This is a genomic window from Polaromonas sp. CG_23.6 (assembly GCF_029892315.1).
Taxonomy (GTDB): domain Bacteria; phylum Pseudomonadota; class Gammaproteobacteria; order Burkholderiales; family Burkholderiaceae_C; genus Polaromonas.
In genome coordinates, this window is sequence record NZ_JARXUY010000001.1 from 2,410,734 (window position 1) to 2,433,449 (window position 22,716).

General features: G+C 56.4%; 24 protein-coding genes and 2 tRNA genes. 20 read left to right on the plus strand and 6 right to left on the minus strand.

The window, feature by feature from the left end; genetic code table 11:
- Positions 1-245 precede the first annotated feature (245 nt).
- Both H4V98_RS11370 and H4V98_RS11375 read left to right on the plus strand, forming a co-directional pair.
- Entirely contained in the window at positions 246-2,285 is a 2,040-nt protein-coding gene (locus tag H4V98_RS11370) for a transglycosylase domain-containing protein (protein ID WP_196863149.1), read from the plus strand.
- A 21-nt stretch (positions 2,286-2,306) separates the two neighbouring features.
- Complete coding sequence (locus H4V98_RS11375) at positions 2,307-3,542, plus strand: MFS transporter (protein ID WP_280757511.1); 1,236 nt, start codon at positions 2,307-2,309, stop codon at positions 3,540-3,542.
- Positions 3,543-3,754: 212 nt separating this feature from the next.
- On the opposite strand, the gene H4V98_RS11380 is transcribed toward H4V98_RS11375, so the two are convergent.
- Positions 3,755-4,804 (minus strand): alpha/beta hydrolase, encoded by a 1,050-nt coding sequence (locus H4V98_RS11380; protein ID WP_196863147.1) that lies wholly within the window; start codon positions 4,802-4,804, stop codon positions 3,755-3,757.
- 241 nt (positions 4,805-5,045) lie between these two features.
- On the opposite strand from H4V98_RS11380, the gene H4V98_RS11385 reads away from it, so the two are divergent.
- From H4V98_RS11385 to H4V98_RS11405, 5 genes are all read left to right on the plus strand, one after another.
- Entirely contained in the window at positions 5,046-5,693 is a 648-nt protein-coding gene (locus H4V98_RS11385; RefSeq protein WP_196863146.1) for a YidB family protein, read from the plus strand.
- A gap of 63 nt (positions 5,694-5,756) precedes the next feature.
- Entirely contained in the window at positions 5,757-8,222 is a 2,466-nt protein-coding gene (locus H4V98_RS11390; protein WP_196863145.1) for a transglycosylase domain-containing protein, read from the plus strand.
- Positions 8,223-8,464: 242 nt separating this feature from the next.
- A complete protein-coding gene (locus H4V98_RS11395) occupies positions 8,465-8,899 on the plus strand; it encodes a surface-adhesin E family protein (RefSeq protein WP_196863144.1) in 435 nt (144 codons plus the stop codon).
- Positions 8,900-8,987: 88 nt separating this feature from the next.
- On the plus strand, positions 8,988-9,350 hold the full coding sequence (locus H4V98_RS11400) for a translation initiation factor Sui1 (protein WP_196863143.1): 363 nt from the start codon (positions 8,988-8,990) through the stop codon (positions 9,348-9,350).
- A gap of 3 nt (positions 9,351-9,353) precedes the next feature.
- Entirely contained in the window at positions 9,354-9,566 is a 213-nt protein-coding gene (locus H4V98_RS11405; RefSeq protein ID WP_196863142.1) for a DUF3820 family protein, read from the plus strand.
- A 103-nt stretch (positions 9,567-9,669) separates the two neighbouring features.
- Here the strand turns inward: H4V98_RS11405 and H4V98_RS11410 are convergent, their stop codons facing one another.
- From H4V98_RS11410 to H4V98_RS11430, 5 genes are all read right to left on the minus strand, one after another.
- Positions 9,670-10,401 carry an amino acid ABC transporter ATP-binding protein gene (locus tag H4V98_RS11410; RefSeq protein WP_231374694.1) on the minus strand — a complete coding sequence of 244 codons (732 nt, stop codon included), beginning with the start codon at positions 10,399-10,401 and terminating at the stop codon, positions 9,670-9,672.
- The gene (locus H4V98_RS11415) at positions 10,379-11,146 is read right to left on the minus strand and encodes an amino acid ABC transporter permease (protein ID WP_196863141.1); all 768 of its coding nucleotides are present in this window, start codon (positions 11,144-11,146) and stop codon (positions 10,379-10,381) included. The genes H4V98_RS11410 and H4V98_RS11415 overlap by 23 nt, the downstream gene beginning before the upstream one ends.
- A 143-nt stretch (positions 11,147-11,289) precedes the next feature.
- Positions 11,290-11,457, minus strand: a complete 168-nt coding sequence (locus H4V98_RS11420; RefSeq protein ID WP_196863140.1) for a hypothetical protein — start codon at positions 11,455-11,457, stop codon at positions 11,290-11,292.
- Positions 11,458-11,536: 79 nt separating this feature from the next.
- Positions 11,537-13,279: a lipid A export permease/ATP-binding protein MsbA gene (msbA, locus tag H4V98_RS11425; RefSeq protein WP_196863139.1), complete on the minus strand. Its 1,743-nt coding sequence runs from the start codon at positions 13,277-13,279 to the stop codon at positions 11,537-11,539.
- Between the two features lie 23 nt (positions 13,280-13,302).
- Complete coding sequence (locus H4V98_RS11430) at positions 13,303-14,562, minus strand: O-antigen ligase family protein (RefSeq protein ID WP_231374693.1); 1,260 nt, start codon at positions 14,560-14,562, stop codon at positions 13,303-13,305.
- A 121-nt stretch (positions 14,563-14,683) separates the two neighbouring features.
- Between H4V98_RS11430 and H4V98_RS11435 the strand changes: the two genes are divergently transcribed.
- The 13 genes from H4V98_RS11435 to H4V98_RS11495 all read left to right on the plus strand — a co-directional run bounded on the left by H4V98_RS11435 (position 14,684) and on the right by H4V98_RS11495 (position 22,690).
- Positions 14,684-15,490 carry a glycosyltransferase family 2 protein gene (locus H4V98_RS11435; protein WP_348535225.1) on the plus strand — a complete coding sequence of 269 codons (807 nt, stop codon included), beginning with the start codon at positions 14,684-14,686 and terminating at the stop codon, positions 15,488-15,490.
- A complete protein-coding gene (locus H4V98_RS11440; RefSeq protein WP_196863138.1) occupies positions 15,487-16,329 on the plus strand; it encodes a glycosyltransferase family 2 protein in 843 nt (280 codons plus the stop codon). The genes H4V98_RS11435 and H4V98_RS11440 overlap by 4 nt, the downstream gene beginning before the upstream one ends.
- 14 nt (positions 16,330-16,343) lie before the next feature.
- Positions 16,344-17,633, plus strand: coding sequence for a Tol-Pal system beta propeller repeat protein TolB (tolB, locus tag H4V98_RS11445; RefSeq protein ID WP_280757512.1), 1,290 nt, complete (start codon positions 16,344-16,346; stop codon positions 17,631-17,633).
- Positions 17,634-17,673: 40 nt separating this feature from the next.
- Positions 17,674-18,219 carry a peptidoglycan-associated lipoprotein Pal gene (pal, locus tag H4V98_RS11450; RefSeq protein WP_196863136.1) on the plus strand — a complete coding sequence of 182 codons (546 nt, stop codon included), beginning with the start codon at positions 17,674-17,676 and terminating at the stop codon, positions 18,217-18,219.
- Between the two features lie 54 nt (positions 18,220-18,273).
- Positions 18,274-18,996: a tol-pal system protein YbgF gene (gene ybgF, locus H4V98_RS11455; RefSeq protein ID WP_196863135.1), complete on the plus strand. Its 723-nt coding sequence runs from the start codon at positions 18,274-18,276 to the stop codon at positions 18,994-18,996.
- A gap of 103 nt (positions 18,997-19,099) precedes the next feature.
- Positions 19,100-19,939 (plus strand): tRNA threonylcarbamoyladenosine dehydratase, encoded by an 840-nt coding sequence (locus tag H4V98_RS11460; protein WP_196863134.1) that lies wholly within the window; start codon positions 19,100-19,102, stop codon positions 19,937-19,939.
- Positions 19,940-20,014: 75 nt separating this feature from the next.
- Positions 20,015-20,090: transfer RNA gene (locus H4V98_RS11465), tRNA-Lys, on the plus strand.
- Between the two features lie 10 nt (positions 20,091-20,100).
- Positions 20,101-20,176: transfer RNA gene (locus H4V98_RS11470), tRNA-Lys, on the plus strand.
- A gap of 598 nt (positions 20,177-20,774) precedes the next feature.
- Positions 20,775-21,173 carry a cupin domain-containing protein gene (locus tag H4V98_RS11475; protein WP_196863133.1) on the plus strand — a complete coding sequence of 133 codons (399 nt, stop codon included), beginning with the start codon at positions 20,775-20,777 and terminating at the stop codon, positions 21,171-21,173.
- Between the two features lie 335 nt (positions 21,174-21,508).
- Positions 21,509-21,691, plus strand: coding sequence for a DUF2845 domain-containing protein (locus tag H4V98_RS11480; RefSeq protein WP_196863132.1), 183 nt, complete (start codon positions 21,509-21,511; stop codon positions 21,689-21,691).
- A gap of 282 nt (positions 21,692-21,973) precedes the next feature.
- Positions 21,974-22,099: a hypothetical protein gene (locus H4V98_RS11485; protein ID WP_255532155.1), complete on the plus strand. Its 126-nt coding sequence runs from the start codon at positions 21,974-21,976 to the stop codon at positions 22,097-22,099.
- A 101-nt stretch (positions 22,100-22,200) separates the two neighbouring features.
- Positions 22,201-22,383, plus strand: coding sequence for a hypothetical protein (locus H4V98_RS11490; RefSeq protein WP_196863131.1), 183 nt, complete (start codon positions 22,201-22,203; stop codon positions 22,381-22,383).
- The gene (locus H4V98_RS11495; protein WP_196863130.1) at positions 22,343-22,690 is read left to right on the plus strand and encodes a hypothetical protein; all 348 of its coding nucleotides are present in this window, start codon (positions 22,343-22,345) and stop codon (positions 22,688-22,690) included. Before H4V98_RS11490 ends, H4V98_RS11495 begins: the two co-directional genes overlap by 41 nt.
- The last annotated feature ends 26 nt before the right edge of the window (positions 22,691-22,716 follow it).

Here is a 22,716-nt window from a genome sequence, read left to right on the forward strand (position 1 = left end):
GACCCTGTAGGCCAAAACCGCAGCCCATATGCAACCTTTGGCGATGGGTGGTGCAAGCAAGTTGCGCCATACAAATTGAATTTGCTATCGAATACGTAGCTTGAAGTGCATACCCATCAAACGAAAAAATTTTTTTATGCTTTAAGACTAGAAATGCTTTTTTCTAGGCAGCGTCAAGTGCGAAGCCAGACGTCGCGCTTGCAACTTGAAGCCTTGCGCAATGCACCGCTTTAAACTCTGCCCCCATGTCCCCCATCATTCAGCGCGCCGCCGCCTTTGCCCGCGTGCAATTCCACCGCCTTGTCAGCCTGATCAAGCAATACCCCGTCCGGGCCGCCCTGGTGCTTCCGGCGCTGCTGCTGTTTTACGTGCTGGTGCTGATTCCCTACACGCCGGGCATCGGCGACCTGCGCAAGGCCAAGTCCGAAACGCCTTCGGTGCTGCTAGCGTCCAACGGCACGGTGCTGGCCGAATACAGGCGCAGCAACCGGCGCTGGGTCACGCTGGACAAGATATCGCCGCATGTCGTCAATGCCTTGATCAGCACCGAAGACCACCGCTTCTACGAACACCACGGCATCGACCTGCGGCGCACTGCCGGTGCGCTGCTCAGCACGCTGTCGGGGGAGCTGCAGGGCGGCTCGACCATCACGCAGCAACTGGCGCGCAACCTGTACCCCGAGGAAATTGGCCGGGCCGCCACCATCACCCGCAAGATCAAGGAGGCAATCACTGCGCTGAAGATCGAAATGGTGTATTCCAAGGACGAAATCCTGGAAACCTACCTCAACACCGTGCCCTTTCTTTACAACGCCTTTGGCATCGAGATGGCGGCGCGTACCTATTTCGACAAGTCGGCCGACAAGCTCGATGTGCTGGAAAGCGCCACGCTGATCGGCATGCTCAAGGGCACCAGCTACTACAACCCGGTGCTTAATCCCGAACGTGCCAAAGCGCGCCGTAATCTGGTGTTGGGCCAGATGGTCAAGCATGGCAAGCTTGATGCGGCCCGGCTCGACGGGCTGGAAAAGTTGCCTCTGCGGCTGGATTTCGAACGCCAGGTCGAGCCCCTGGGCATCGCCCCCCACGTCGCCCAGCACCTGCGCAAATGGCTGATTTCGTGGGCCGACAGCAAGGGTTATGACATTTATTCCGACGGGCTCAAGGTGCGCACCACGCTAGACGCCAATATCCAGAAGCTGGCCAACCAGGCGGTGGCGCGGCAGCTGGCGCAACTGCAAAAGCTGGCGGACGGCCAGCGCAAGGCCGGCGCCGAGCGCGCCATGCTGCAGGCCGGCTTTCTGGCGCTGGATCCGCGCAGCGGCGCGGTGCGGGCCTGGGTCGGCAGCCGGGATTTTGCGCAAGAGCAGTTCGACCATGTCAGCCAGGCGCGGCGCCAGCCTGGCTCGACCTTCAAGCCATTTGTCTATGGCGCGGCCTTCATGCAGGGACTGAGCCCGTCATATGCCTTGATCGACCAGCCTGTGGCCATTGACACGGGCGGTGGCGGCGTGTGGACGCCCAGCGATGCCACGCCGCCCACCGGCCAGCCCACCACGCTGCGCGACGGCCTCGTGTATTCCAGGAACACCATCACCGCCCAGCTAATGCAGAAAATAGGCCCTGCCAGCGTCGGCCAGCTGGCGCAGGCGCTGGGCGTGCGCCAGAGCAAGCTCGACCTGGTGCCTTCGCTCGCGCTGGGCACCAGCCCGGTCACTCTGCTGGAAATGGTCGCGGCTTATGGCAGCATCGCCAACGGCGGCCACTACATGCAGCCGGTGCTGGTGGCCAGTGTCGAAGACCACCAGGGCAAGATTCTCGAAACCTTTGTGCCCGTCAGGGAATCGGCGCCGGCCATGCCGCGTGCTGATTCCCTGACGCTGGTGGACGTGATGCGCGGCGTGATCGACCGTGGCACCGGCAGCGCAATTCGCCAGCGCTACGGCATCCAGGCCGATGTGGCCGGCAAGACCGGCACCACGCAAGACAACACTGACGGCTGGTTCATCATGATGAATCCGCAACTGGTGGCCGGCGCCCGGGTCGGCTTTAACGATAACAGTGCGACGATGGGCAACTGGGGTCAGGGCGCACGCAGTGCATTGCCCATGGTTGGCGAAGTCTTCCAGGGTGCATTTCGCAACCGCTGGCTGGACCAGAACGCCGAGTTCGACATACCGCGCCGGCGGCCGCCACCACCGCAGGCGCCGCCGCAGCAGCGCAATGATTCGCTGGCGGACATTGTGAATGGCCTGTTTGGCAAGATTTTGAAGCAGCTCCAATAACCGCCAGAGCAAGTTCCGACCATGTCATCAAGTGCTTCAACGACGGCTTCGGCCATCAGCCCGGCCACGCGCCGTTCCATCTTGCTGCTGTCGTTTGCCTGCTTCGCGAGCATGGCGGCGCAGCGCATTTGTGACGCCATGCTGCCTGAGCTGTCACGCGTGTTCTCGGTCGGGCTGGCGCAGGCGGCGCAGGTGGTGTCGGTGTTTGCCATCGCTTACGGCGCCGCGCAGCTTTTTTATGGCCCGCTGGGCGACCGCGTCGGCAAATTCCGCGTCATCACCTTTGCCACGCTGGCGTGCAGCATCGGCAGTGCGCTGGCGGTGGCCGCCGGAACGCTGGACATGCTGGTGTTTGCACGCCTGCTGATGGCGCTGGGGGCTGCCGCGCTGATTCCGCTGTCCATGGCCTGGGTCGGCGACTCGGTGCCGTCAGACCAGCTCCAGGAAATGCTGACGCGCACCGGGCTGGGCAGCACCCTGGGGATTGTCGGTGGCCAGCTGGTGGGCGGCCTGCTGACCGATGCGCTGGGCTGGCGCTGGGCTTTTGTGTTCATGACGGTGCTGTTCGGCGTGGTGGGTTCGCTGCTTTGGCTGAACCTGCGCCAGCAACGCACGCCGGCTGCCAAGGTCGAGGCGCCCGTGGGTGCAACAGCGGTCCGTCCTGGTTTCGTCACGCAGGCCCTGCTGATCCTGACCGGCTCCTGGTCGCGCATCATCTTGCTGATGGCGCTGGTCGAGGGCGCTGCAGGCTTTGGCGTGCTGGCGATCTGGGCTTCGCACCTGCACCGCTCGCTGGGGCTGTCGTTGTCGCTGGCCGGTGCCATCGTGGCGCTGTTTGGCCTGGGCGGCATGCTCTACATGGCGGTCGGCCGACACCTGATACGCCGCTTCGGCCAGCAGGGACTGGTGCTGTTCGGCGGCGCCATCCTGGGCGTGTGTGCGCTGGTGCTGGCGTACACGCCGCATTGGGGGCCGGCCCTTCCGGCCAGCCTGCTGGCGGGCTTCGGGTTTTTCATGTTCCACAACACCATGCAGACCAACGCCACGCAAATGGCGCCGCATGCGCGCGGCACGGCGGTGTCGCTGTTTTCCTCGTCCCTGTTTTTGGGCCAGTCGATTGGTGTGGTGCTGGCCGCCAGCTTGATTGACCGTGTCGGGACCAGTGCGGTAATTGCCGCGGGCGGTGCGGTGATGGCGCTGGAAGGCGTGTACTTTGCCTGGGTGCTGCGGCGGCGCGAGCGGATGATGAAAGACTGACAGTATTTCCGGGTCAACTCGGCGCATCTTCGCTTCGCCTTGGCCGTGAAAAACCTGACTCCGGCTTTGCGCCTGACCGCTGACTCATCTGCAAACGCCAGGCAGGCCAGCGCGGAGCTGTCTTAATTAAAAAACCTGAAATTCAACATGAAAAATGCCATTTGCGCAAGCCCTGCATACATTTCAAGCTATTAATTTAATAGCTTGAATTTTTACGACTGGCTCGTTTCGGGCTGTTTACCGAGCGTCAGGTCGTCTTTCGTCATGCTGGTGAAGTGGTCCAGCGGCACCGCGTGCTGCGGCGCGCCAATGGCATTCGCCACCCTGTCCAGCGCTGCGTAATGCACCATATGGCCGACGCCGGGCACCAGAAACAGCTCGCTTTGCGGCAATTCATCGTGCAGCCGGACGGACTGGCTTTGCGGGTCAACGATCACGTCTTCTTCTCCGGCAATCAGCGTGACTGGCACGGTGAGATTGCCGTAGAGCTTTGACATCGCATCGGCCGCAGGCACCATGAAAGCCGCATCTTCTGCATTGGCACGCAACTGCACCGGCCGCAGCATCATCTCGCGCGAAAGGGTCGGGAAGAAATTGTTGGGCACATGCCGGGGCGCAAACATGCTTCGGGCCATTTTCTTGAGCATGAGGCGCGCTGAAATCGCCGTGACGGTATAGCGCATCACATCGCCCACCACAGGCAGGGCCACCGGCGCTGTCAGCAGTGCATCAACGCGAAAGCCGGGATAGAAATAGCCGCCCGCCAGCACCAGGCTGCGCACGTTGTCCGGATGGTCCAGTGCCATGGCCATGGCTACCATGGTGCCCATCGAATGGCCAACCACCACTGGCTGCTCGATGCCCAGGCGTTCAAACGCGGCCATGAGCAGATCGGCTTGCGCCGATGGCGTCCAGAGCCGGTCACGCGGACGGCTGCTGTGGCCGAAACCGGGCCGGTCAAAAGCAATCACACGGTGGGTGCGTGCCAGCCGATCCATCAGCCCACTGGCAATGAAGTCTGCATGCGTCACGGCATTGCCATGGATCAGCACGACCGGCAGGCCCTCACCGCGCTCGACATAGTGCAGGTCGACGCCGTCAATGTCGATGATGTCGCCAGCGGGCGCGTTGTTTCGCTCGGCCTGGCGCGCGCGCGCTGCCACCCAGGCAGCGGTGGCGGCCGCGCCCACGACAGTGGCAAGGGCAACAGCGATCGAAGGGGACAAGGCCACGGATTTCTTGCTTGAACTGAAACGGTTCATGAAAACTTTCCGGATGTTTAAAGATATAAAAATAAGGGTTGCCGCAAACGCAAACCCAAAAAATAAAGCCTAACGGGGATTGGTGTTTACCCGCGTGACAATGTGTTTTGTTACCTACGCATCACATTCCGCAAGCAGCTGTAAAAAGCATACAGCATGCATGCCATGCGGCCTTTGCCTACGCCCGTGCGCTCGGCGCGGGTTTAACGTTCTGTTTTCGACAAACAAACAGGAGTGAACAATGGCAAATGATTTTCTGGGCCAGATTCTGGGCAGCGTGCTGGGCAATGCCCAGTCCGGCCATCAAAGCCCGACAGGCGGCGGCGGACTCGGGGACCTGTTGGGCGGGCTAATGGGTGGCGGTGGTACAGGGCAGGCCAGTGGCAGTTCTGGTGGCCTGGGCGACTTGCTTGGCGGTTTGATAGGCGGCGGCGCCGGACAGGGCGCAAACCGGCCTGCCGACTTGGGCGGCATGGCCGGTTTAGGCCAAGGCGGCTCAGGCATGGGAAACAAGGGCAGTGCGCTAATGCTGCTGCTGCTGCCGCTGGCCATGCAATGGGTGCAACGCAATGGAGGCATTGGTGGGGTACTGGAACGTTTCCAGAACAAGGGTTACAGCCAGCAGGCCGCCTCCTGGGTTTCCAGCGGTACAAACGAGGAATTGCACCCGCAGGCGGTCAGTGACGTCGTTGGAACCGAAGAGTTGTCACGTTTGTCGCAGCAACTGGGCGTCAGCCAGGAAGATGTCTCTTCGGGCATGGCGCAAATCCTGCCTGAAATGATGAACCAGCTGACACCACAGGGCCGCGTGCCGGAGGATGGCGACCAAGTGCTCAACCGTGGAACATCGATGCTGGAACAACTCATGAACACTGCGCAGCGCCGCTAATACGTTGGGAACGGGGGCAACACGAAAAAGTGTGAGGGTTGGCGCCACCCTAGAATCGCGGCCATGAAAACGCTTCTGCCCCGCTTCAAGCAATTGGCCGCTTCGCTTCCCGGCAGCTTGCGTCGTCTTACCCGGCGCGATGTGGCTTGGAGCGTCGTGGCAGTACCGGTACTGGTGCTGCTGCTTTATGCACTGGTCCAGATACCATTCACGCCCAGTATTTCCGACCTGCGCAAGGAAAAGGCCGAAAAGGCGTCGGTGTTGATGACGTCCGACGGCCGCGAACTGGCCGTGTTCAAACGGGCAAACCGTGAATGGGTCAGTCTGGCCGAGATTTCGCCCAAGGTCATTGATGCGCTGATTGCCACTGAGGACCGGCGGTTTTACCAGCACCACGGCATGGACCTGAAGCGTACGGCTTCGGCGCTGTTTCAGACCGTCAAGGGCGACTTGCAGGGCGGCTCGACCATCACGCAGCAGCTGGCGCGCAACCTGTACCCCGATGAAATCGGCCGTGCGGCCAGCCTGAGCCGAAAGGTCCGTGAGGCCGTCACTGCGCTGAAGATCGAGTCGGTCTATACCAAGGACGAGATACTGGAAACCTATCTCAACACCGTTCCATTTCTCTACAACTCGCTCGGCATCGAGATGGCCGCGCGCACCTACTTCGACAAGTCCGCCGGCCAGCTTGACGTGCTGGAAAGCGCCACGCTGGTCGGCATGCTCAAAGGCACCAGTTATTACAACCCGGTGCAAAATCCCGAACGTTCGCTGCAGCGCCGCAACATCGTGCTCGCGCAGATGGTTAAAAACGGCACGCTGCCAGAAGCCAGCCTGGCCGGCTTGCAAAAAAAGCCGCTCAAGATTGATTTCGAGCGGCAGACTGAAACCCTGGGTGCGGCGCCCCACCTGGCCCAGCAGCTCAAGCGCTGGTTGATCGAATGGGCCGACCGCAACAGCTACAACATTTATGCCGATGGACTGGTGGTGCGCACCACCATCGATTCACGCCTGCAGGTCATGGCCAACCAGGCCGTGACGCATCAGGCCGACAGCTTGCAGCGCCAGGCCAGCGCGGCGTGGGGCATGAACGCTGGCTGGAAGGCGCGGAAAAACCTGGTGCAGTCTTTTGTGCGCGCCACACCCGACTACAAGGCCGCGCTGGATTCCGGCCAGACGCCGGCGCTGGCGATGTCGCAATTGCTGGCTGACGCCGCTTTCATGCGCCAGCTGCACGGCGACAAGACGCGCCTGCAGGCCGGGTTCATCGCGCTTGACCCGCGCAACGGGCAGGTACGGGCCTGGGTCGGCAGCCGGGATTTTGCAAAGGACCAGTTTGACCATGTGCAGCAGGCGCGTCGCCAGCCCGGTTCGACCTTCAAGCCTTTTGTGTACGGTGCTGCTTTCGAGGACGGCGCCAAGCCGGGCGATACGTTCCTTGACCGCGCTGTCGAAATTCCGCTGGGCAACGGCGCCTTCTGGCGGCCCAGCGATGGCGGCGGCCCGAGTGGCGCCAGCATGAGCCTGCGCCAGGGGCTGATGTATTCCAGGAACACCATTACCGCCCAGGTCATGCAGCAGGTCGGACCGGCCCATGTCGCTGCACTGGCCCGCTCCATGGGCGTTCGTGACAGCCGGCTGGAGGAGGTGATGTCGCTGGCGCTGGGAACCAGCCCGGTGACGTTGAAGGAAATGGTGACTGCCTACGGCACGATAGCCAATGACGGCAACTTCATCGAGCCGGTATTGGTCACGCAAATTGAAGACCGCCACGGCAAGGTGCTCGAAGCCTTTGCGCCCCGCACGCCCGAGATGGCGCTGCCCGCCGAAGTGGCGCAAACACTGCTCGACACCCTGCGCGGCGTGATTGACCAAGGCACCGGCTCCGGTATCCGCCGCCAGTTCGGCATTCAGGCCGACGTGGCGGGAAAGACCGGAACGACGCAGGACAACACCGACGGCTGGTTCATCCTGATGCATCCCCAACTGGTGGCCGGCGCCTGGGTTGGCTTTAACGACAACCGCATCACCATGGGCAATGGCTGGGGGCCGGGCGCCCGGAGTGCGCTGCCCATGGTGGGCGAATTCTTCCAGCAGGCTTTGCGCGCCAAAGTGCTTGACACAGCGCTGCAGTTTGACGCGCCAAAATCCGCCGGTTTTGCCAAACCGGGAAACACTCCGGACGGATCAGAAGCGTCGCCAACCCTGCAGGCCGAGGAAGGTGGCGGTCAAAACGGCGATCCGCCGCTCGAAGGTGCCGAGCAGCCAGATCCGGTTTACAGGGACGACCGGTCTTATCAGCCTTATCGGCCTTATCGGCTTTACCGGGACGAGTCCGGCGCGATAACGCCGGAAAGCTTGCCGCCCCAGTCCATGGCGCGCTTCCCCACGGTTCCACCTCCCCCGCAAGACCGTCAGGCGCAGGAAAGGCAAGGCATGCCCAGAGCGAATGAGTTGTTGCCGCTTGAAAAACGGCAGTTGCACCCTTTTGAACTTGCACCGCAAACGGTGCAAGGGGCTTCTGGTTAATATTACCTTTACAGGTAGAGGGCAGGGTAGTTTTACCCTGCCGGTGCTTGCATGCAGTCGACCATCATTTGTTTCATCTGAAATTTGCTTGCGGGTTAACCCAATTGCGGATGAGCTGACATGACGCGATGGATGATTGTTCCATTTGCGAATGGATTGAAACCGATCTGCTGCCTGCCTTTCGCACAGTCAATCAGGACCAGATTCAACCTGGGATTCCTGAAAAACAGGTGATCTGAACAATGAAAACTTTAATAATGGTGTGCTGCCTGTGGTGCTGCACCCTGGCGCAGGCCGGGACCGAGTGGTTCAACGTCATGGGAGACGCTGCCAACGAAAGCGTTAACACCATCGAGGTCGACCCTAGCCCGGTTTCAATCAACCCCGAGTCGCGCATCATGCGGGTGCGGGTAAGCCGTTCAGAAGACCGTGTGAACTGGGACGGTGTTCCCTACCGCTCTTTTGTTTCTGACGTTCTGTTTGATTGCTCTCAAGCTACGGCACGCTATCTGTCGATTGATTACTACCGTCTGCCCGCCTGGAAAGGCGAACCCTACCTGCGACGCGTGTATCCGCAGACAGAACCCCGCATGATGCTTTTTCGCGAGGTCGAGCCTAACCCCTACCGGCGAATCATTCGGGCGGCCTGCCAGACCTCGAACATCATCAATAACTGAAATGTTTGATGTTGGTGTTTTCTTGGGCCTGCAAATGGCCTGCAAATGGCCTGAAAATGGGCGCCGTGCATCAAGCAACCCTTAGACCATGAAAAAATCCTTGTCAGCCACCGGCCTTGTCTATTCGACCGACACCGGACGAATGTGCCCCGACTGCCGCCAGCCGGCTTCCGCCTGTGTCTGCCGGCTTTCAAAAGCAATGCCCAAATCCGATGGTGTGGCGCGTGTTTCCCGAAGCACCAAGGGCCGCGGTGGCAAGACCGTCACACTGGTGACGGGGCTGGCCCTGGACGAGCCAGCACTGGTGCAACTTGGCAAACAACTCAAGGCCGCCTGCGGCTCGGGCGGAACCGTCAAGGACGGAGTGATTGAAGTGCAGGGCGACCATTGCGAGCAGGTGATGCAGGCACTGGTCAAACAGGGCTACACCACCAAAAGGACAGGCGGCTGACGGATGAGTCCCGACGACCTCCCGCTGCTGCTGACGCGTGTCATGCCCTTCGGAAAATACAAGGGAACGCCGATTGCCGACCTTCCGGGCAACTACCTGAACTGGTTTGCCCGCGAAGGCTTTCCCAAGGGAGAAATTGGCCGCCTGCTGGCTTTGATGCAGGAAATCGACCACAACGGACTCTCGCCGTTGCTTGATCCGCTGCGTAAGCGCTGAACTTGAACCGCTGGCTAATTTGCTATTTTAATAATAGCTAAATATGCCCGTGGATATTGCGCAAAAGCCATTTTTAACCAACCATCTCGATAGAATAACGGATTCACAATACCTTGCTCAGGAAACGGCGTGTGCGGTCTTGCTGGGGGTTGTCAAAAATCGCAGCCGGCGTTCCTTCTTCAACGATGACGCCTTCATCAATGAACACCACCCGGTCGGCCACCTGGCGGGCAAAGCCCATCTCGTGCGTCACTACCACCATGGTCATGCCTTCTTCTGCCAGCGCCTGCATGACGGCCAGCACTTCGCCGACCATCTCGGGGTCCAGTGCAGACGTGGGCTCGTCGAACAGCATGATGCGCGGCTGCATCGCCAACGCCCGGGCAATCGCCACCCGCTGTTGCTGCCCGCCGGACAACTGGCTGGGATAGGCATTGATCTTGTCGATCAGTCCGACTTTTTCAAGCAACTCGCAGGCCCGAACCCGCGCCTGCGCTTGCGTGAGGCCTCGCACCTTGGACGGCGCAAGGGTGATGTTCTCCAGCACGGTCCTGTGCGGAAACAGGTTAAACCGTTGAAACACCATGCCGATTTCGGAACGCAGCGCATCGACATTGGTTTTCGGCTCATGCACCGACACGCCATGCACCAGCACTTCGCCGCCTGAGGCATCTTCAAGACCATTCAGGCAGCGAAGAAACGTGCTCTTGCCAGAACCAGACGGACCGATCACGCACACCACCTCTGTCGCCATGATGGCGCAGTCTATGCCGCGCAACACTGCGAGCTTGCCAAACAGCTTGGTCAGCCCCTTAACGCGAATCACCTCGTCCATAGCGCGCCTCCAGTCGTTTCACGCCGTAAGCCAAGCCCAGCGTCAATACCCAATACATCAGAGAAATGGTCAAATACGGTTCCCAGTAGCGTGAATAAGCCCCCGCCACGGTACGCGCTGCATAGGCAAGTTCAGCCAAGCCAATGGCAGAGATCAGTGACGAATCCTTGAGCAGCGAAATCGCATTGTTGCCCAGCGGAGGAAGCATTCGGCGGAAAGCCTGCGGCAGGATGATGTGGTACATGGTCCGGGGAAACGACATGCCCAGCGAGCGGGAAGCCTCTACTTGGCCGCGGTCAATCGACTGGATGCCAGCCCGGAAAATTTCTGAAATGTAGGCGCCTGAATTGAGTGTGAGAGCCACCACGCCAGACAGAAATGCACCGTAATTTTGCTTCAGATCACGAGCCGCTTCCCCCGAAATCAGCAATCCGTCCGTTGGGTTGATGAACAGTGGCAGCAAGGCAAAGTGAATCAGCAAGATTTGCACGAACAATGGCGTGCCTCGAAAAAAGCTGACATATACGGCGGCCGGCCATTGCAGCAGGTATTTGCATAATTGTTTGGCCGGTGCATGGCGCGCTTCAGCAACGCGTGCCAAGCCAACGGCCAGGCCCAGCGCTGTGCCTTGAACGATGCAGATCAGGGTGACGGCGATCGTCATTTGCAGGCCGCGCCAGAACAGACCGGCATATTGGGAAATGATGTCGGCGCGAAACCAGCCGAACCAGAGAACTTGCTCCATGAAGAGTCTGGCCAGTGTTCAGCGAATGCGCAGCACTGGAGCCATGCTGTCCATGCCATTTCTGCATTTTTTTCGCAAGCGCGTAGCAGGAGTCATGCATAAGGAGGCAGCTATCGCCGAAATTTTTTGTTTGAGGGTCATGATCAAATTGAAGGGATAAAAGTAACTGTTGGCAGGGGGCAAGCAATGCGCGGAATCACAACGCATTGGAAAATTCCCAAGGTCATGTTAACGCGTGCAAGCTTCATGCCCATCAATGAACCAGGTTGCTGTTCGTCCTGATCTCGTTCATGATGCAGTACGATTTTCATCCAGCATTACCACTGTAAGTGTCTTGGATCGGCAATCCGTTGAGCAGGCGCAAAGAGCACTCCAGTGCGCCTGAACTACTCATGCGGATTGGAAGCCCAAGCGATAGAGATGTGCAAAGGTGCCATCCATGGCCAGCAATTCCTTGTGGGTGCCTGACTCGATGATTCGCCCTGAATCCATCACGATGATGCGATCAGCGTTCTGGATGGTTGACAGACGGTGCGCAATGACCAGCGAAGTCCGCCCCTTGGTCAGGCGCCGGATGGCTTCTTGCACAGCGATTTCCGATTCAGTGTCCAGCGCCGAGGTGGCTTCATCCAGGATCAAAATCGGTGCATTTTTGTAGAGTGCGCGTGCAATGGCCAGCCTTTGACGCTGGCCTCCTGACAACTGCATGGCATTGTGGCCCAGCACGGTGTTCAGGCCTTCAGGAAGTCCGGCCAGCAAGGACCCAAGGTTTGCCGCTTCCAGACAATCCCTGACCCGATGTACATCGGCTGGCTGTCCAAGTGTCACGTTATCGGCAATGCTGCTGTTGAGCATCACCACATGCTGGCTGACCACTGCAAACTGGGAACGAAGGCACGCCAGGTCCCAGCCGCGAATGTCCTCGCCGTCCAGGGAAATACGCCCCTCGGTTATTTCGATGAAACGGGGCAGCAAGTTCACCAGGGTCGTCTTGCCGGAACCTGAAGCGCCCACAATGGCAAGCGTTTCTCCAGCAGAAATTGACATACTGAAGCCCTGAAGCACGGGCGGTGCATCAGCCTTGTAGGAAACGCCCACACCCGAAAATTCAATCTCACCAACGGCCCTTGCCTTGACAAAATGTCCGCTGGTTTCGTCGGGTGTCAGTTCCATGAGGTCCAGGCCACGCTCGACGGCTGCAAGCCCACGGGTGATGGGCGTGGCGGCATCCGACAGGCTTTTGATGGGGGCAATCAGCAGCAGCATGGCGGTGACAAAAGCCACGAAGCCTCCCACGGTTGTCGTGTTTTCTGCGCTTTGCATCAGCGCAATCGAAATCACGGCCGAAAGCGCCATCGCGGCAAGTACCTGGGTGATGGCACTCATGCCGGCATAGGCTGCTGTCGATTTCATCGACAGGCCGCGCAATGAATGGCTCAGCTTGTCAAAACGGCTGGCTTGGGATGCCTGAGCGCCATGCAGGCGAACATCCCGGTGCGCCATCACATTTTCTTCCACCACATAGGCCAGGCTGTCCGTGGCCGTCTGGCTTTCTTTGGTCAGGCGGTACAGGCGTTTGGAGAGCACCTGAATGACCAGGGCAACTGCAGGAAACAGAAAACCGACGATCAGCGTGAGTTTCCAGTTCAGGTAGACGAGGTAGCTGATGAGCGCCAGCAGTGTCAGTACATCCCGCGCCAGCCGCATGACCGCATTGATCAGTGCTGACGAGCCATTGAACACTTCATACACAACTGTATTGGCGATCATGCTGGAGCTTTGATCCGAAAACAGGCTCAGCCGGGCACTGAGCATTTTGCCAAACATGGCTTTGCGCAGTTCCAGTAAACCGTCGTTGGTCACCTTGGCCAATGCCAATTGCGCCAGGAACCCTGAAAGCCCCCGGATGATGAACAGCAGCATCAGCGTGACGGGCACTATCCAAAGATTCAAGTCATCCCGCTGGAAACCGCGATCCAGCAAGGGTTTGAGCAAGGCAGGCACAAAAGGCTCGGTCGCAGAGGCGACGACGGTGGAGCCAATTGCCAGCGCCCAACCTGCCCGCGAGCCGCTGAAATAAGGCCACACGCGCGCCAGCCTGCGCCGCAGGGTCTGTTTAGGGGCCGGTATCACGATTTCTTTTAAAGTCAGCTTTGTCACGCAGGCTGTTGTAGATGTGGTTGAGCAATAGGCTGTTCAAGAATGCTTAGACGACCCAATGCCAAGAGCAAACCGATCAGGATACAAAAAAAATCTCCTATCTGCGCATCGTAAAGGGAAGAATTGAAAAGGCAGGCAACAGCCAGCGAAATAAGGGTCGACTGTGCTGCGCGCGCATAGGGCGTGGGGAATTTCAGCGTGTCTCGCCAGATTGAAAACAGCAAGGCCATGAACATAAGAATGCCTGGAATTCCAAGTTGCACGCCCCAGAGAAAAAATTCCTGATGCGGGTTGCCGTTGCCGTCAATATCGACGTGGGCAGGATTTTTTTCATGTTGAAGCCGGTTGAATTGCGTGCTCCAGCTTCCAATGCCTGAGCCTGTAATGGGATGTTCACCGATGGCCTGCACTGCCGTTTTCCACAAATCAAGCCGTATTCCGGATGATGTATCGGCCGTTTTCTGGGCAGAGTAAGCCAACACCTCTGTTTGAACCAGGGTCATTCTGTCCCGAACCTTGCTGGAGGCAAAAAACAAGCCGAGAGCAAGAAGGAATGGCAGCAAAACCATAAAGGGTCGGTATTTTTTCGGCAGTTCCCACATGATCGCCAACGATATGAGCACAATCGAAACCACGTGGGCCGTGCGTCCCATGAGAACAAAAAGAATATTGGCGACTGCTGCAAATGCCACAAAAATCGCCAGGCTTCGACCAAATCGCCCGGGAACGAGTTCGCGCAAATGCCAGCAAAGGGCAGCAAATACTGCACTCATGATGCCTTGGTCAAGATAGCTGGAAAAGACGGCATATTCGGTCAATGCCATGCGGGAAGTTGCCCAGGGCACAGGCAGGTGCACGAACAGCATCCAGGAACTGGCCAGTAAAAAGACTTGCGCAGCAGCAAACGTGCTTAACGCATAAATTGCCTCGCGCCGGTCGCGGATGAGGATCACCAAAAGAAGCACCATGATCAGCTTGCCGTACTTGACCCACGAGCCAAGAGCATCCGCTTGAGGCGCCACGGTCCAAAAAAGGCTGAGCGCAAATGCCAACAGCACCAGCAGGACCGCAATCGGCGTAACCATGCCTTTCAACTGGCGCTCTGGTGTCGGAAAGTGGCGTGAAAAAAGCAGGACGCCCGCACCCAGAACAATCAACAAGAACTTTGAAATACTGATAAAAACCATCGACAATCCGACGGAAGCTGCTGCCAGGCAAATGACTGCAAGTCGGAAATTGATCGTGTTTTTAAACAAATTAGCTTTGGTGCGGAAAAGGATTTGCCCGCATTATCGGCGATTCCATTTGCCCTCCCGCAAAGCGAATTTGCAAGTCGGTCTGCTATGCTTTGCATACATCGGGTGACTGCCAAAGTCCTTGAACAGCGGTGGAAATGAACTAAAAAGGTATTTGTTGACAAGCTTGTCGGTCATCGTGATTACAAAGAATGAAGCACACAACATTGAGGCTTGTTTGCGCTCGGTTCACTTTGCTGATCAGATCATCGTGCTTGATTCCGGTAGTTCTGACGAAACCGTGCTGTTGGCCCGCAACCTGGGTGCAGAGGTCAGCATTAACACCGACTGGCAGGGATTTGGCGTTCAAAAAAACCGTGCGCTGGCACTTGCCAGTTCCCTCTGGGTGCTGTCTATTGATGCTGACGAGCGCTTGAGCGTTGCGCTTCAAGCTGAAATCAAGCAGGTCCTTGAACAGCCCGAGGCCGATGCCTACAGCTTTCCACGTCTATCCAGTTATTGCGGTCAATATATCCATCATTCAGGCTGGTATCCAGACCTTGTCACGCGGCTCTTTCGGCGTGGTTCAGCCCGATTTTCAGACGATATCATCCATGAAAAACTTGACTCGACGGGTCAAGTCAGCCCGTTGCGCAATCAGCTGCTGCATGAAAGTTTTCCAGATTTTGAAACGGTCTTGGACAAAGTTGATCGCTATTCCAGTGCCGGTGCCCAACGCTTGCTGAGCAAGGGCAAGTCGTCGTCATTTCCCAAAGCGCTCGGCCATGGTCTGTGGGCATTCATTCGAACCTACTTTTTGCAGATGGGGTTTCTGGATGGCTGGATGGGCCTGGCACTGGCCATCTCCAACGCTGAAGGAACTTACTACCGATACCTGAAGCTATGGCTGCTGTTGATTGACCGAAAGGCATCGTCTACATCGCCATGAAAATCAGCTTCATTGTCCTGACTTACAACCGTACAGATGCATTGCTGGCTGTTCTGCGCTCCCTGGCTCGGCAGTGCAATGATGGACATCAGGTCATCATTGCGGACGATGGTTCACGGCAGGATCAGGTACAGATGCTTTTCGACCTCTGTCCTGTTTTTAATTGTCCGGTACTTCATGTGTGGCATCCAGACAGCGGGTTCACCATTTCACGCGCTCGAAACTTGGCGGCAAGTCATGCCACAGGCGAATATCTGGTTTTTCTTGACGGTGATTGCATTCCAAACCGTGCTTTTGTAGCGCAACATGAGCGAATTGCCCAGCCTGGCTGTTTTGTCAATGGCAGTCGGGTGCTCTTAAACCATCAATTGACATCCTCTGTTCTTGATAATGCACTAGACCTTCTCATTCAGCCTGCGAATTTCTGGCTGCGTGCAAGGCTGCGTGGAGATTCCAACAAATTAGTGCATCTGCTGGGTTGGCCAAAAAATTTATTCAGAGTAAAAAAAAGATTCCTGTGGCGTGGCATCCGAGGTTGCAACCTTGGCGTGTGGAAAAGGGATTTCATCAATGTCAATGGATTTGATGAATCCTTTGAAGGCTGGGGCCATGAAGATGCCGATTTTGTACTGCGGCTTAGCCATCTCGGAATTCGAAGGAAAAATGGATTCCTGGCAACTGAGGTTTTTCACCTTTGGCATCCGGAAAGCAAGCGTGACAGTGAGTCGGTCAATAAAAATCGCGTAATGGCGCGTCTGAACTCCCATTTAATCCTTGCAGAAAAAGGTTTACGGGAACTCAAGACGTCGACATTCATCAAATTTACCCAATTACATTGATAAAAACCAGATATATGAGCATTACATCGCCTTTAAACCGCCGATCGGTTTTCAGTCTGTTGGCCGCAGGTGCAGTCTTGCCATTTCCGGCATTCGCCCAATTTCGTGTTGAAGTCTCGGGTGTGGGTATGACCCAGCTTCCGATTGCCATCGCGCCCTTCAAGGGTGAAGCGCAATCGCCACAAAAAATCGGCAGCATTGTCAAAGCCGACCTGGAGCGAAGCGGCATGTTTCGCACCGTAGATGCAATGGGTGTGGTGGCGGACGAGAATACCCGTCCTGATCTTGCAAGCTGGCGTCAAAAGGGTGCAGATGCCATGGTGACAGGCAGCGTTTCACCGCTTGCCGACGGGCGGTTCGAAGTGCGACTTCGCTTGTGGGATGTTGTTCGTGAGCAGGACCTGGGTGGACAAAGTTACACCGTCGCGAAAGCAGATTTAAGGCTGGCGTCGCATCGTGTTTCTGATTTCGTTTACGAAAAGCTCACCGGTGAAAAAGGCATTTTTTCTACACGGATTGCCTATGTGACCAAGGCGGGTCAGCGTTATACGCTGTGGGTTGCAGATTCAGATGGTGAAAGTGCGCAGTCAGCCCTTGCGAGTTCTGAGCCTATCATTTCCCCTGCTTGGTCGCCGAATGGAGCCCAACTGGCTTATGTGTCTTTCGAGTCCCGCAAGCCAGTGATTTACTCTCACGAGGTAGCCACTGGAAAACGGCGTCTGCTGGCGAACTTTCGCGGCTCCAACAGCGCCCCTGCTTGGTCACCTGATGGCAGCCAGATGGTCGCTACACTCAGCCAGGCAGGTGGCTCGCAACTGTACGCACTGCCACTCAATGGCGGCGAGCCCAAACGTTTGACCCAGACATCCAGCATCGACACCGAGCCTGCATTTTCCCCTGATGGACGTTCTATCTATTTCGTCAGCGACAGGGGCGGCTCTCCTCAGATTTACCGCATGAGCCCTGCCGGTGGAAACGCTGACCGAGTGACTTTTACCGGCAACTACAACATATCACCGGCCCTCAGTCCTGACGGTCGTTGGCTGGCATTCGTTTCAAGAATTGGGGGTGCATTCAAACTGCACGTCATGGAACTTGCTAGCGGAGCGACTACGGCTATTACAGATACTTCTGCTGACGAAAGTCCGAGCTTTGCTCCAAACAGCCGGTTGATTGTTTATGCAACGCAACAGCAGGGCAAAGAGGCGCTAATGACCACAACCCTCGACGGAAAGATAAAAGCACGTCTTTCAGGCGCAGGCGGAGACATACGCGAGCCAGACTGGGGTCCTTTCCAGCGATAAGCAATAATTCCGTAACTATTTTATTTAGCAGAGGTAATCAATGAAGCGCTTTTTCTCTTTCGTCATTTCATATCTTGTCCTTGCAACTGCCTTGGTGGCTTGTGGCTCTAATGTCAAACTGCAAGACGTTCCTGTCGAAGACAGATCCACTACATCGCAAGCTGACGCGGATGCTGCTGCAGCAGCAGCAGCTGCAGCCAGGGGTGTTACGCCCGTGCAGATTGGTGCTTCTGATGCATCCGTTGCAGGTCCAGCCAACACTGCAAGAATTGTTTATTTTGACTTCGACAGCTTTGTGGTCAAGCCTGAGTTCCAGAGCGTTATCGAGGCACATGCAAAGTATCTAAGCGCAAACAAGTCTCGCCGCATGGCCATAGAAGGGCATACCGATGAAAGTGGTGGCAGAGAATACAACCTCGCGTTGGGTCAAAAACGCGCTGAATCAGTTCGTCGTGCGCTCGGTTTGCTGGGTGTTACGGATTCTCAGGTTGAAGCCGTCAGTTTTGGCAAGGAAAAGCCTGCTGTTGCCGGATTTGATCAGGACTCTATGGCGCGAAATCGTCGTGCAGAACTTAACTACCGTTAACCAGGCGAACTAACGGTGAACATATCCAGAATTTTTTTTGTTGTAGTCGCTTGCATGCTGGCATTCAATGCCAGCGCGGCATTGTTTGAAGATGACGATGCTCGCAGGGCAATTCTTGACTTACGGCAAAAGGTTGACGCTTCGCAACTGCGCACGACCGAAGAGCTTCGAAGAGGCAATGAAGAAAATGTGCAACTTCGCCGCAGTCTTCTGGAACTGTCTAATCAAATCGAATCGCTCCGCAGCGAAATGGCTATTTTGCGCGGTCAAAATGAACAGCTGACGCGTGGTGTTTCCGATGTTCAGCGTTCTCAAAAGGATGTAGCCCAAGGTGTGGAAGAGCGCCTGCGTAAGATTGAGCCTGGTAAGGTGTCCATAGATGGCAAGGATTTTGAAGCCGAGCCTGCTGAAAAGCAGGAGTTCGAAACGGCGCTCGCCTATCTTCGGAAAGGTGATTTTTTGGCTGCCCAGTCAGCTTACACCGCCTTCCTAAAGCGCTATCCTCAAAGCGGTTACAAGTCATCGTCCCTTTTCTGGCTGGCTAATGCGCAATATGCCTTGCGGGACTACAAATCAGCGGCAGGTAACTTTCGCATGCTGGCCACTTCTGACCCCCAGCATCCTCGTGCGCCTGAAGCTCTTTTGTCAATGGCCAACTGCCAAGTTGAACTTAAAGACACCAAGGCTGCACGTAAAATTCTCGATGAGCTGATTGCTTCCTACCCGCAGTCTGAGGCAGCATCTGCTGCCAAGGAGCGCCTCGTTAAGCTCAAGTAACGGCTTAATTTTGGAACTGATCTTGCTTTATTAAAAGTCAGTTTCACGCGGTTGAAATCTTCAGTCCATGTGAGACCATACCCATGAGAAGCTAGTAAAAAAGATGAATCAGCCCGACTTGAATGCCATAGATCTTGAGCGTCGCAGTGGAGGGCTCACACGTTTGTACGGGGTTATTGGGGCTTCTCATATACGCACAGCCCATGTCGTCGTAGTGGGTTTGGGTGGTGTCGGTTCTTGGGCCGCAGAAGCCTTGGCGCGTAGCGGTGTGGCCCGCTTGACGCTGATTGACCTTGACCACATTTCAGAGTCCAACATCAATCGACAGGTTCATGCACTCGACACCACCTTGGGACAATCCAAAGTCCAGGCCATGCGAGAACGAATTGCGTTTATCAATCCGATATGCCAAGTCAATTGCATCGAAGAATTTGTCGATGGAGAAAACTGGCCAGGCCTAGTTTCTTTTGATGCTCAAGCCAGTTGTCACAAGACGGCGTTCATTGATGCATGTGACCAAGTAAAAGCCAAAATTGCATTGGCAGCTTGGGCCCTGCGAACCAATGCCTGTTTTATTAGTGTTGGTGCTGCTGGAGGCAAGCGGCTGGCCCATCAGGTAGATATTGAAGATCTATCGGCTGTCACACACGATCCCTTGCTGGCGCAAGTTCGATCCCGCTTGCGTAAGAATCATTCCGCAGCTCGAACTGGCAAGATGAATGTGATGTGTGTGTTTAGCCGCGAACCGGTTACGAAGCCATCAGTTGTACAAGGTGCTTCAGTGCTTTTCGGAGATATTGCCGCAAAAGAAAATTTGTCTGAATCGTTGGCGCCGCAATCTGATGGAACATTGAATTGTCATGGTTATGGTTCGATCGTTACCGTTACAGCGACTTTCGGAATGTGTGCTGCTGGTTGGATACTTAACAAAATTTCTGCTTGATTCGGAAAAGCGTTCAAAGAACGCTATAATTTGAGGCTGTGCTGTAGACATACAGCCCAGCCAAGAAAAAATCTTGGGACGTTAGCTCAGTTGGTAGAGCAGCGGACTTTTAATCCGTTTGTCGTGGGTTCGACCCCCGCACGTCCCACCAAGTTTTATTTGGGTTCTTAGCTCAGCTGGTAGAGCAGCGGACTCTTAATCCGTAGGTCGCGAGTTCGAATCTCGCAGAACCCACCAGCTTTAAGAAGCGCAAGTACTTAATTTCAAAGGCCTCCATTCGGAGGCCTTTGTTTTTTCTGGCTTTGGAGGCGGTTTTGATAGCGCTGATTGGAATGCCATAGTCGCCAGCTCACAGGTTCATATGCGTTTTTTTCGGCTTGCATGCTCCCTGCATGCAAGCCGAAAAAAAATTCATACCCCGAGCGTAGACAGAAGTCGCCTTGTGCAGGTCCCTTTTTGTCCGTGCCGTGCGCGCGCCGCCGGTTTCAGTCGTCGTCGTCGCGCAGCGTTGCACTTCGTGTCATAGGCCGGAAAAAGGCTAAACAAACCGGAGCTGTACGGTGAAGCGACGTTTCCAAAAACTTGCATATGTTGTCCTCAAAATTGGTTGCATCAAGATGACGAAATTTCGTCATACAAGGCGTTTAGCAACCTATTTTTAGAAGGTTAGTGGCGACTGCAAGGTGAAAAATGCGCGTGGGGCGACTGGCAGGCAGTAGCCAAAAATAGAATACCGAGCGTGAGCTTCAAAGCAGTTACTTCCTGGTCGGGTAACGCCTTGTGCTTAACAATTACCCGTGGTCTGATGCTGTGAGGTCATTTAAAGGAGTTCGTTATGGCAGTCGACACTTCATCAAAGCAACAATTCTCGGTAAGCCATCTCAATGAAGAAGACTTCAAAACTGGCGGCCTTCGTAGCTATTCGGCCTATCGGGATTTGGGCATTGCAATGGCAACAAATGGCGTTGCCACCGCGCACGTCATCCGCATGATCGCACCATTTTCAGAGCAGTTCAGCCAGCGCCACCATCACAATGTGCAGTTTCAGCTCGTCTATGTGCTCAAAGGCTGGTTCAAAAGCGACTTAGAGGGGCAGGGGGTCCAAACCATGAAAGAAGGCTCGTGCTGGATACAGCCGCCTAATATTCGGCACACCGTCGTTGGCTGGTCGGACGACTGCGAACTGCTTGAATTTATTCTTCCTGCAGAGCATGAAACCGTCATAGACGAGTAATTTGTGCGCTGTCCACAGCTCGATAGTTTCTTGCAAGAGGCGTGAGGTAAAAGCCGCCCATGCTGGATGGAATCCGTAATTTCCAGAAAATTTGAACTTGCATCCCAAGAAGTGGTAGCCAGCAATGAACGTCGACTGGATAACTATTTCGTTCCGCGGCTGTTTGGTGCGAAAGTAGCAGGTGTGAAATTCCCTGTCCGCATTCACCTTGCCGCTGTTTTTTGCCTGCCTGCGTTGCGGAAACGCTGCGCTGCAATGGCTAAATCGTTGAAACAGCCGACTCGCGCCTGTCTGTCCGCTACCAATGCGGGAGCCGTTGATTCAGGACTCCTACTGTGCGCCGGTCTACTTTACCCTGGATTCCAGTGGTGCCCGAGCCGTTTGCCAGCTCGGTCGTTCCTTGCCTAGTGGTCGATGAATGGCTGTACGACCGTGGCCCTGGAAATCTCGCCGCGACGTTGCGCTTTCGTGCTGGCGTGGTGCTATCCATCACTTACGGCACGCGGGCAACGCCGTAATCCCGCGCCCGAGCTGATGAAGTCAAAGGCGCAGTTCCAGCGGGCTTGTACATCCCTTGGAATAGCGCGAGCCAAATTTCGACCATTGTTTTCTCATCAACCTTTTGCCGTTGTTGCCTATTGACCCGCAGCGGCGTAGCATCGTTGTCCCACCAACCTGGCAGAAAGGGCACAGCCATGAGAGTTCACGGTCTCACATTATTATTTCGCTAGCGCATTTTCATTGCAGCATGCTTGGGCTCAATGCTGGTCCCGGCGCTAGCGGCCGACTGTGACGGCTCCTTGGCGTTCAACCTGGGCGGCGCGCGCCGCTCATGGCTGCTCTTTGATGGAGGTGTTACCGCGTTTGCAAAGCGCAACATCAACATTGATGGCTATGCGCGCGCCTACCATCTGCGCAACGCTTAGGCGGGCGCGCTCACCCACCTGTGCATTGCCGGGCGGGTATACCTGCGGACGGCAACTCGTATGAAGGCTCTGAGAGCAACGCGACGTGCACCGGACGTTTTATGCAGGATTTGAAGCGCATCGGTGCTGACGGCTGGACCAATCCGTCGGTAGGCGTCGTGAACTGGTACGGCATCTTGGGCCGTGGTTCTGCCAGTGTCAACGAACGCGTCATTCAATCCGTCGAGCCAGTCCTGCAGGAGGATGGCTTGGTTTTTTTATGTCTCGCCGACCACGCTGGCTGACCGTTCTATCGCTGACGAAGCCGAGCAGTCGCGCTGTGTGAACCCGCTTCGCATTGCCGCGGCCGTCGCGCCGCGCAGCCTTGTCGCTAAATGCGTGGCAATGGGGGCGTTTGGCGTCAACTACAACGTCAAAAAGCGCATTGCCGTGCCGTTTGTAGTCGATGATACGGGTCCCCGCCTTGGTGAGGGCCGCGTCACTCAGCCGCGGTTTGCCTCCGGTACTGTGCGCGTAGACCGCTTGGGTGCCCTCGTTGCTGGCATGATGTTCGCCAATGAGCGCATGAAGCGCGTACCGTTTGGATTTTGAATCCTGGCACTTCAACTCAGCCCTGC

Coding starts and splice junctions, on each gene's coding strand:
- H4V98_RS11475 (WP_196863133.1), top strand. CDS start 20,775: ATGGCAGTCGACACTTCATCAAAGCAACAATTCTCGGTAAGCCATCTC.
- H4V98_RS11420 (WP_196863140.1), bottom strand. CDS start 11,457: ATGAAAATCGTACTGCATCATGAACGAGATCAGGACGAACAGCAACCT.
- pal (WP_196863136.1), top strand. CDS start 17,674: ATGAAGCGCTTTTTCTCTTTCGTCATTTCATATCTTGTCCTTGCAACT.
- H4V98_RS11490 (WP_196863131.1), top strand. CDS start 22,201: ATGCAGGATTTGAAGCGCATCGGTGCTGACGGCTGGACCAATCCGTCG.
- H4V98_RS11495 (WP_196863130.1), top strand. CDS start 22,343: ATGGCTTGGTTTTTTTATGTCTCGCCGACCACGCTGGCTGACCGTTCT.
- tolB (WP_280757512.1), top strand. CDS start 16,344: ATGAGCATTACATCGCCTTTAAACCGCCGATCGGTTTTCAGTCTGTTG.
- ybgF (WP_196863135.1), top strand. CDS start 18,274: ATGCTGGCATTCAATGCCAGCGCGGCATTGTTTGAAGATGACGATGCT.
- H4V98_RS11415 (WP_196863141.1), bottom strand. CDS start 11,146: ATGGAGCAAGTTCTCTGGTTCGGCTGGTTTCGCGCCGACATCATTTCC.
- H4V98_RS11375 (WP_280757511.1), top strand. CDS start 2,307: ATGTCATCAAGTGCTTCAACGACGGCTTCGGCCATCAGCCCGGCCACG.
- H4V98_RS11395 (WP_196863144.1), top strand. CDS start 8,465: ATGAAAACTTTAATAATGGTGTGCTGCCTGTGGTGCTGCACCCTGGCG.
- H4V98_RS11380 (WP_196863147.1), bottom strand. CDS start 4,804: ATGAACCGTTTCAGTTCAAGCAAGAAATCCGTGGCCTTGTCCCCTTCG.
- H4V98_RS11410 (WP_231374694.1), bottom strand. CDS start 10,401: ATGGACGAGGTGATTCGCGTTAAGGGGCTGACCAAGCTGTTTGGCAAG.
- H4V98_RS11385 (WP_196863146.1), top strand. CDS start 5,046: ATGGCAAATGATTTTCTGGGCCAGATTCTGGGCAGCGTGCTGGGCAAT.
- H4V98_RS11460 (WP_196863134.1), top strand. CDS start 19,100: ATGAATCAGCCCGACTTGAATGCCATAGATCTTGAGCGTCGCAGTGGA.
- H4V98_RS11370 (WP_196863149.1), top strand. CDS start 246: ATGTCCCCCATCATTCAGCGCGCCGCCGCCTTTGCCCGCGTGCAATTC.
- H4V98_RS11405 (WP_196863142.1), top strand. CDS start 9,354: ATGAGTCCCGACGACCTCCCGCTGCTGCTGACGCGTGTCATGCCCTTC.
- H4V98_RS11390 (WP_196863145.1), top strand. CDS start 5,757: ATGAAAACGCTTCTGCCCCGCTTCAAGCAATTGGCCGCTTCGCTTCCC.
- H4V98_RS11400 (WP_196863143.1), top strand. CDS start 8,988: ATGAAAAAATCCTTGTCAGCCACCGGCCTTGTCTATTCGACCGACACC.
- H4V98_RS11440 (WP_196863138.1), top strand. CDS start 15,487: ATGAAAATCAGCTTCATTGTCCTGACTTACAACCGTACAGATGCATTG.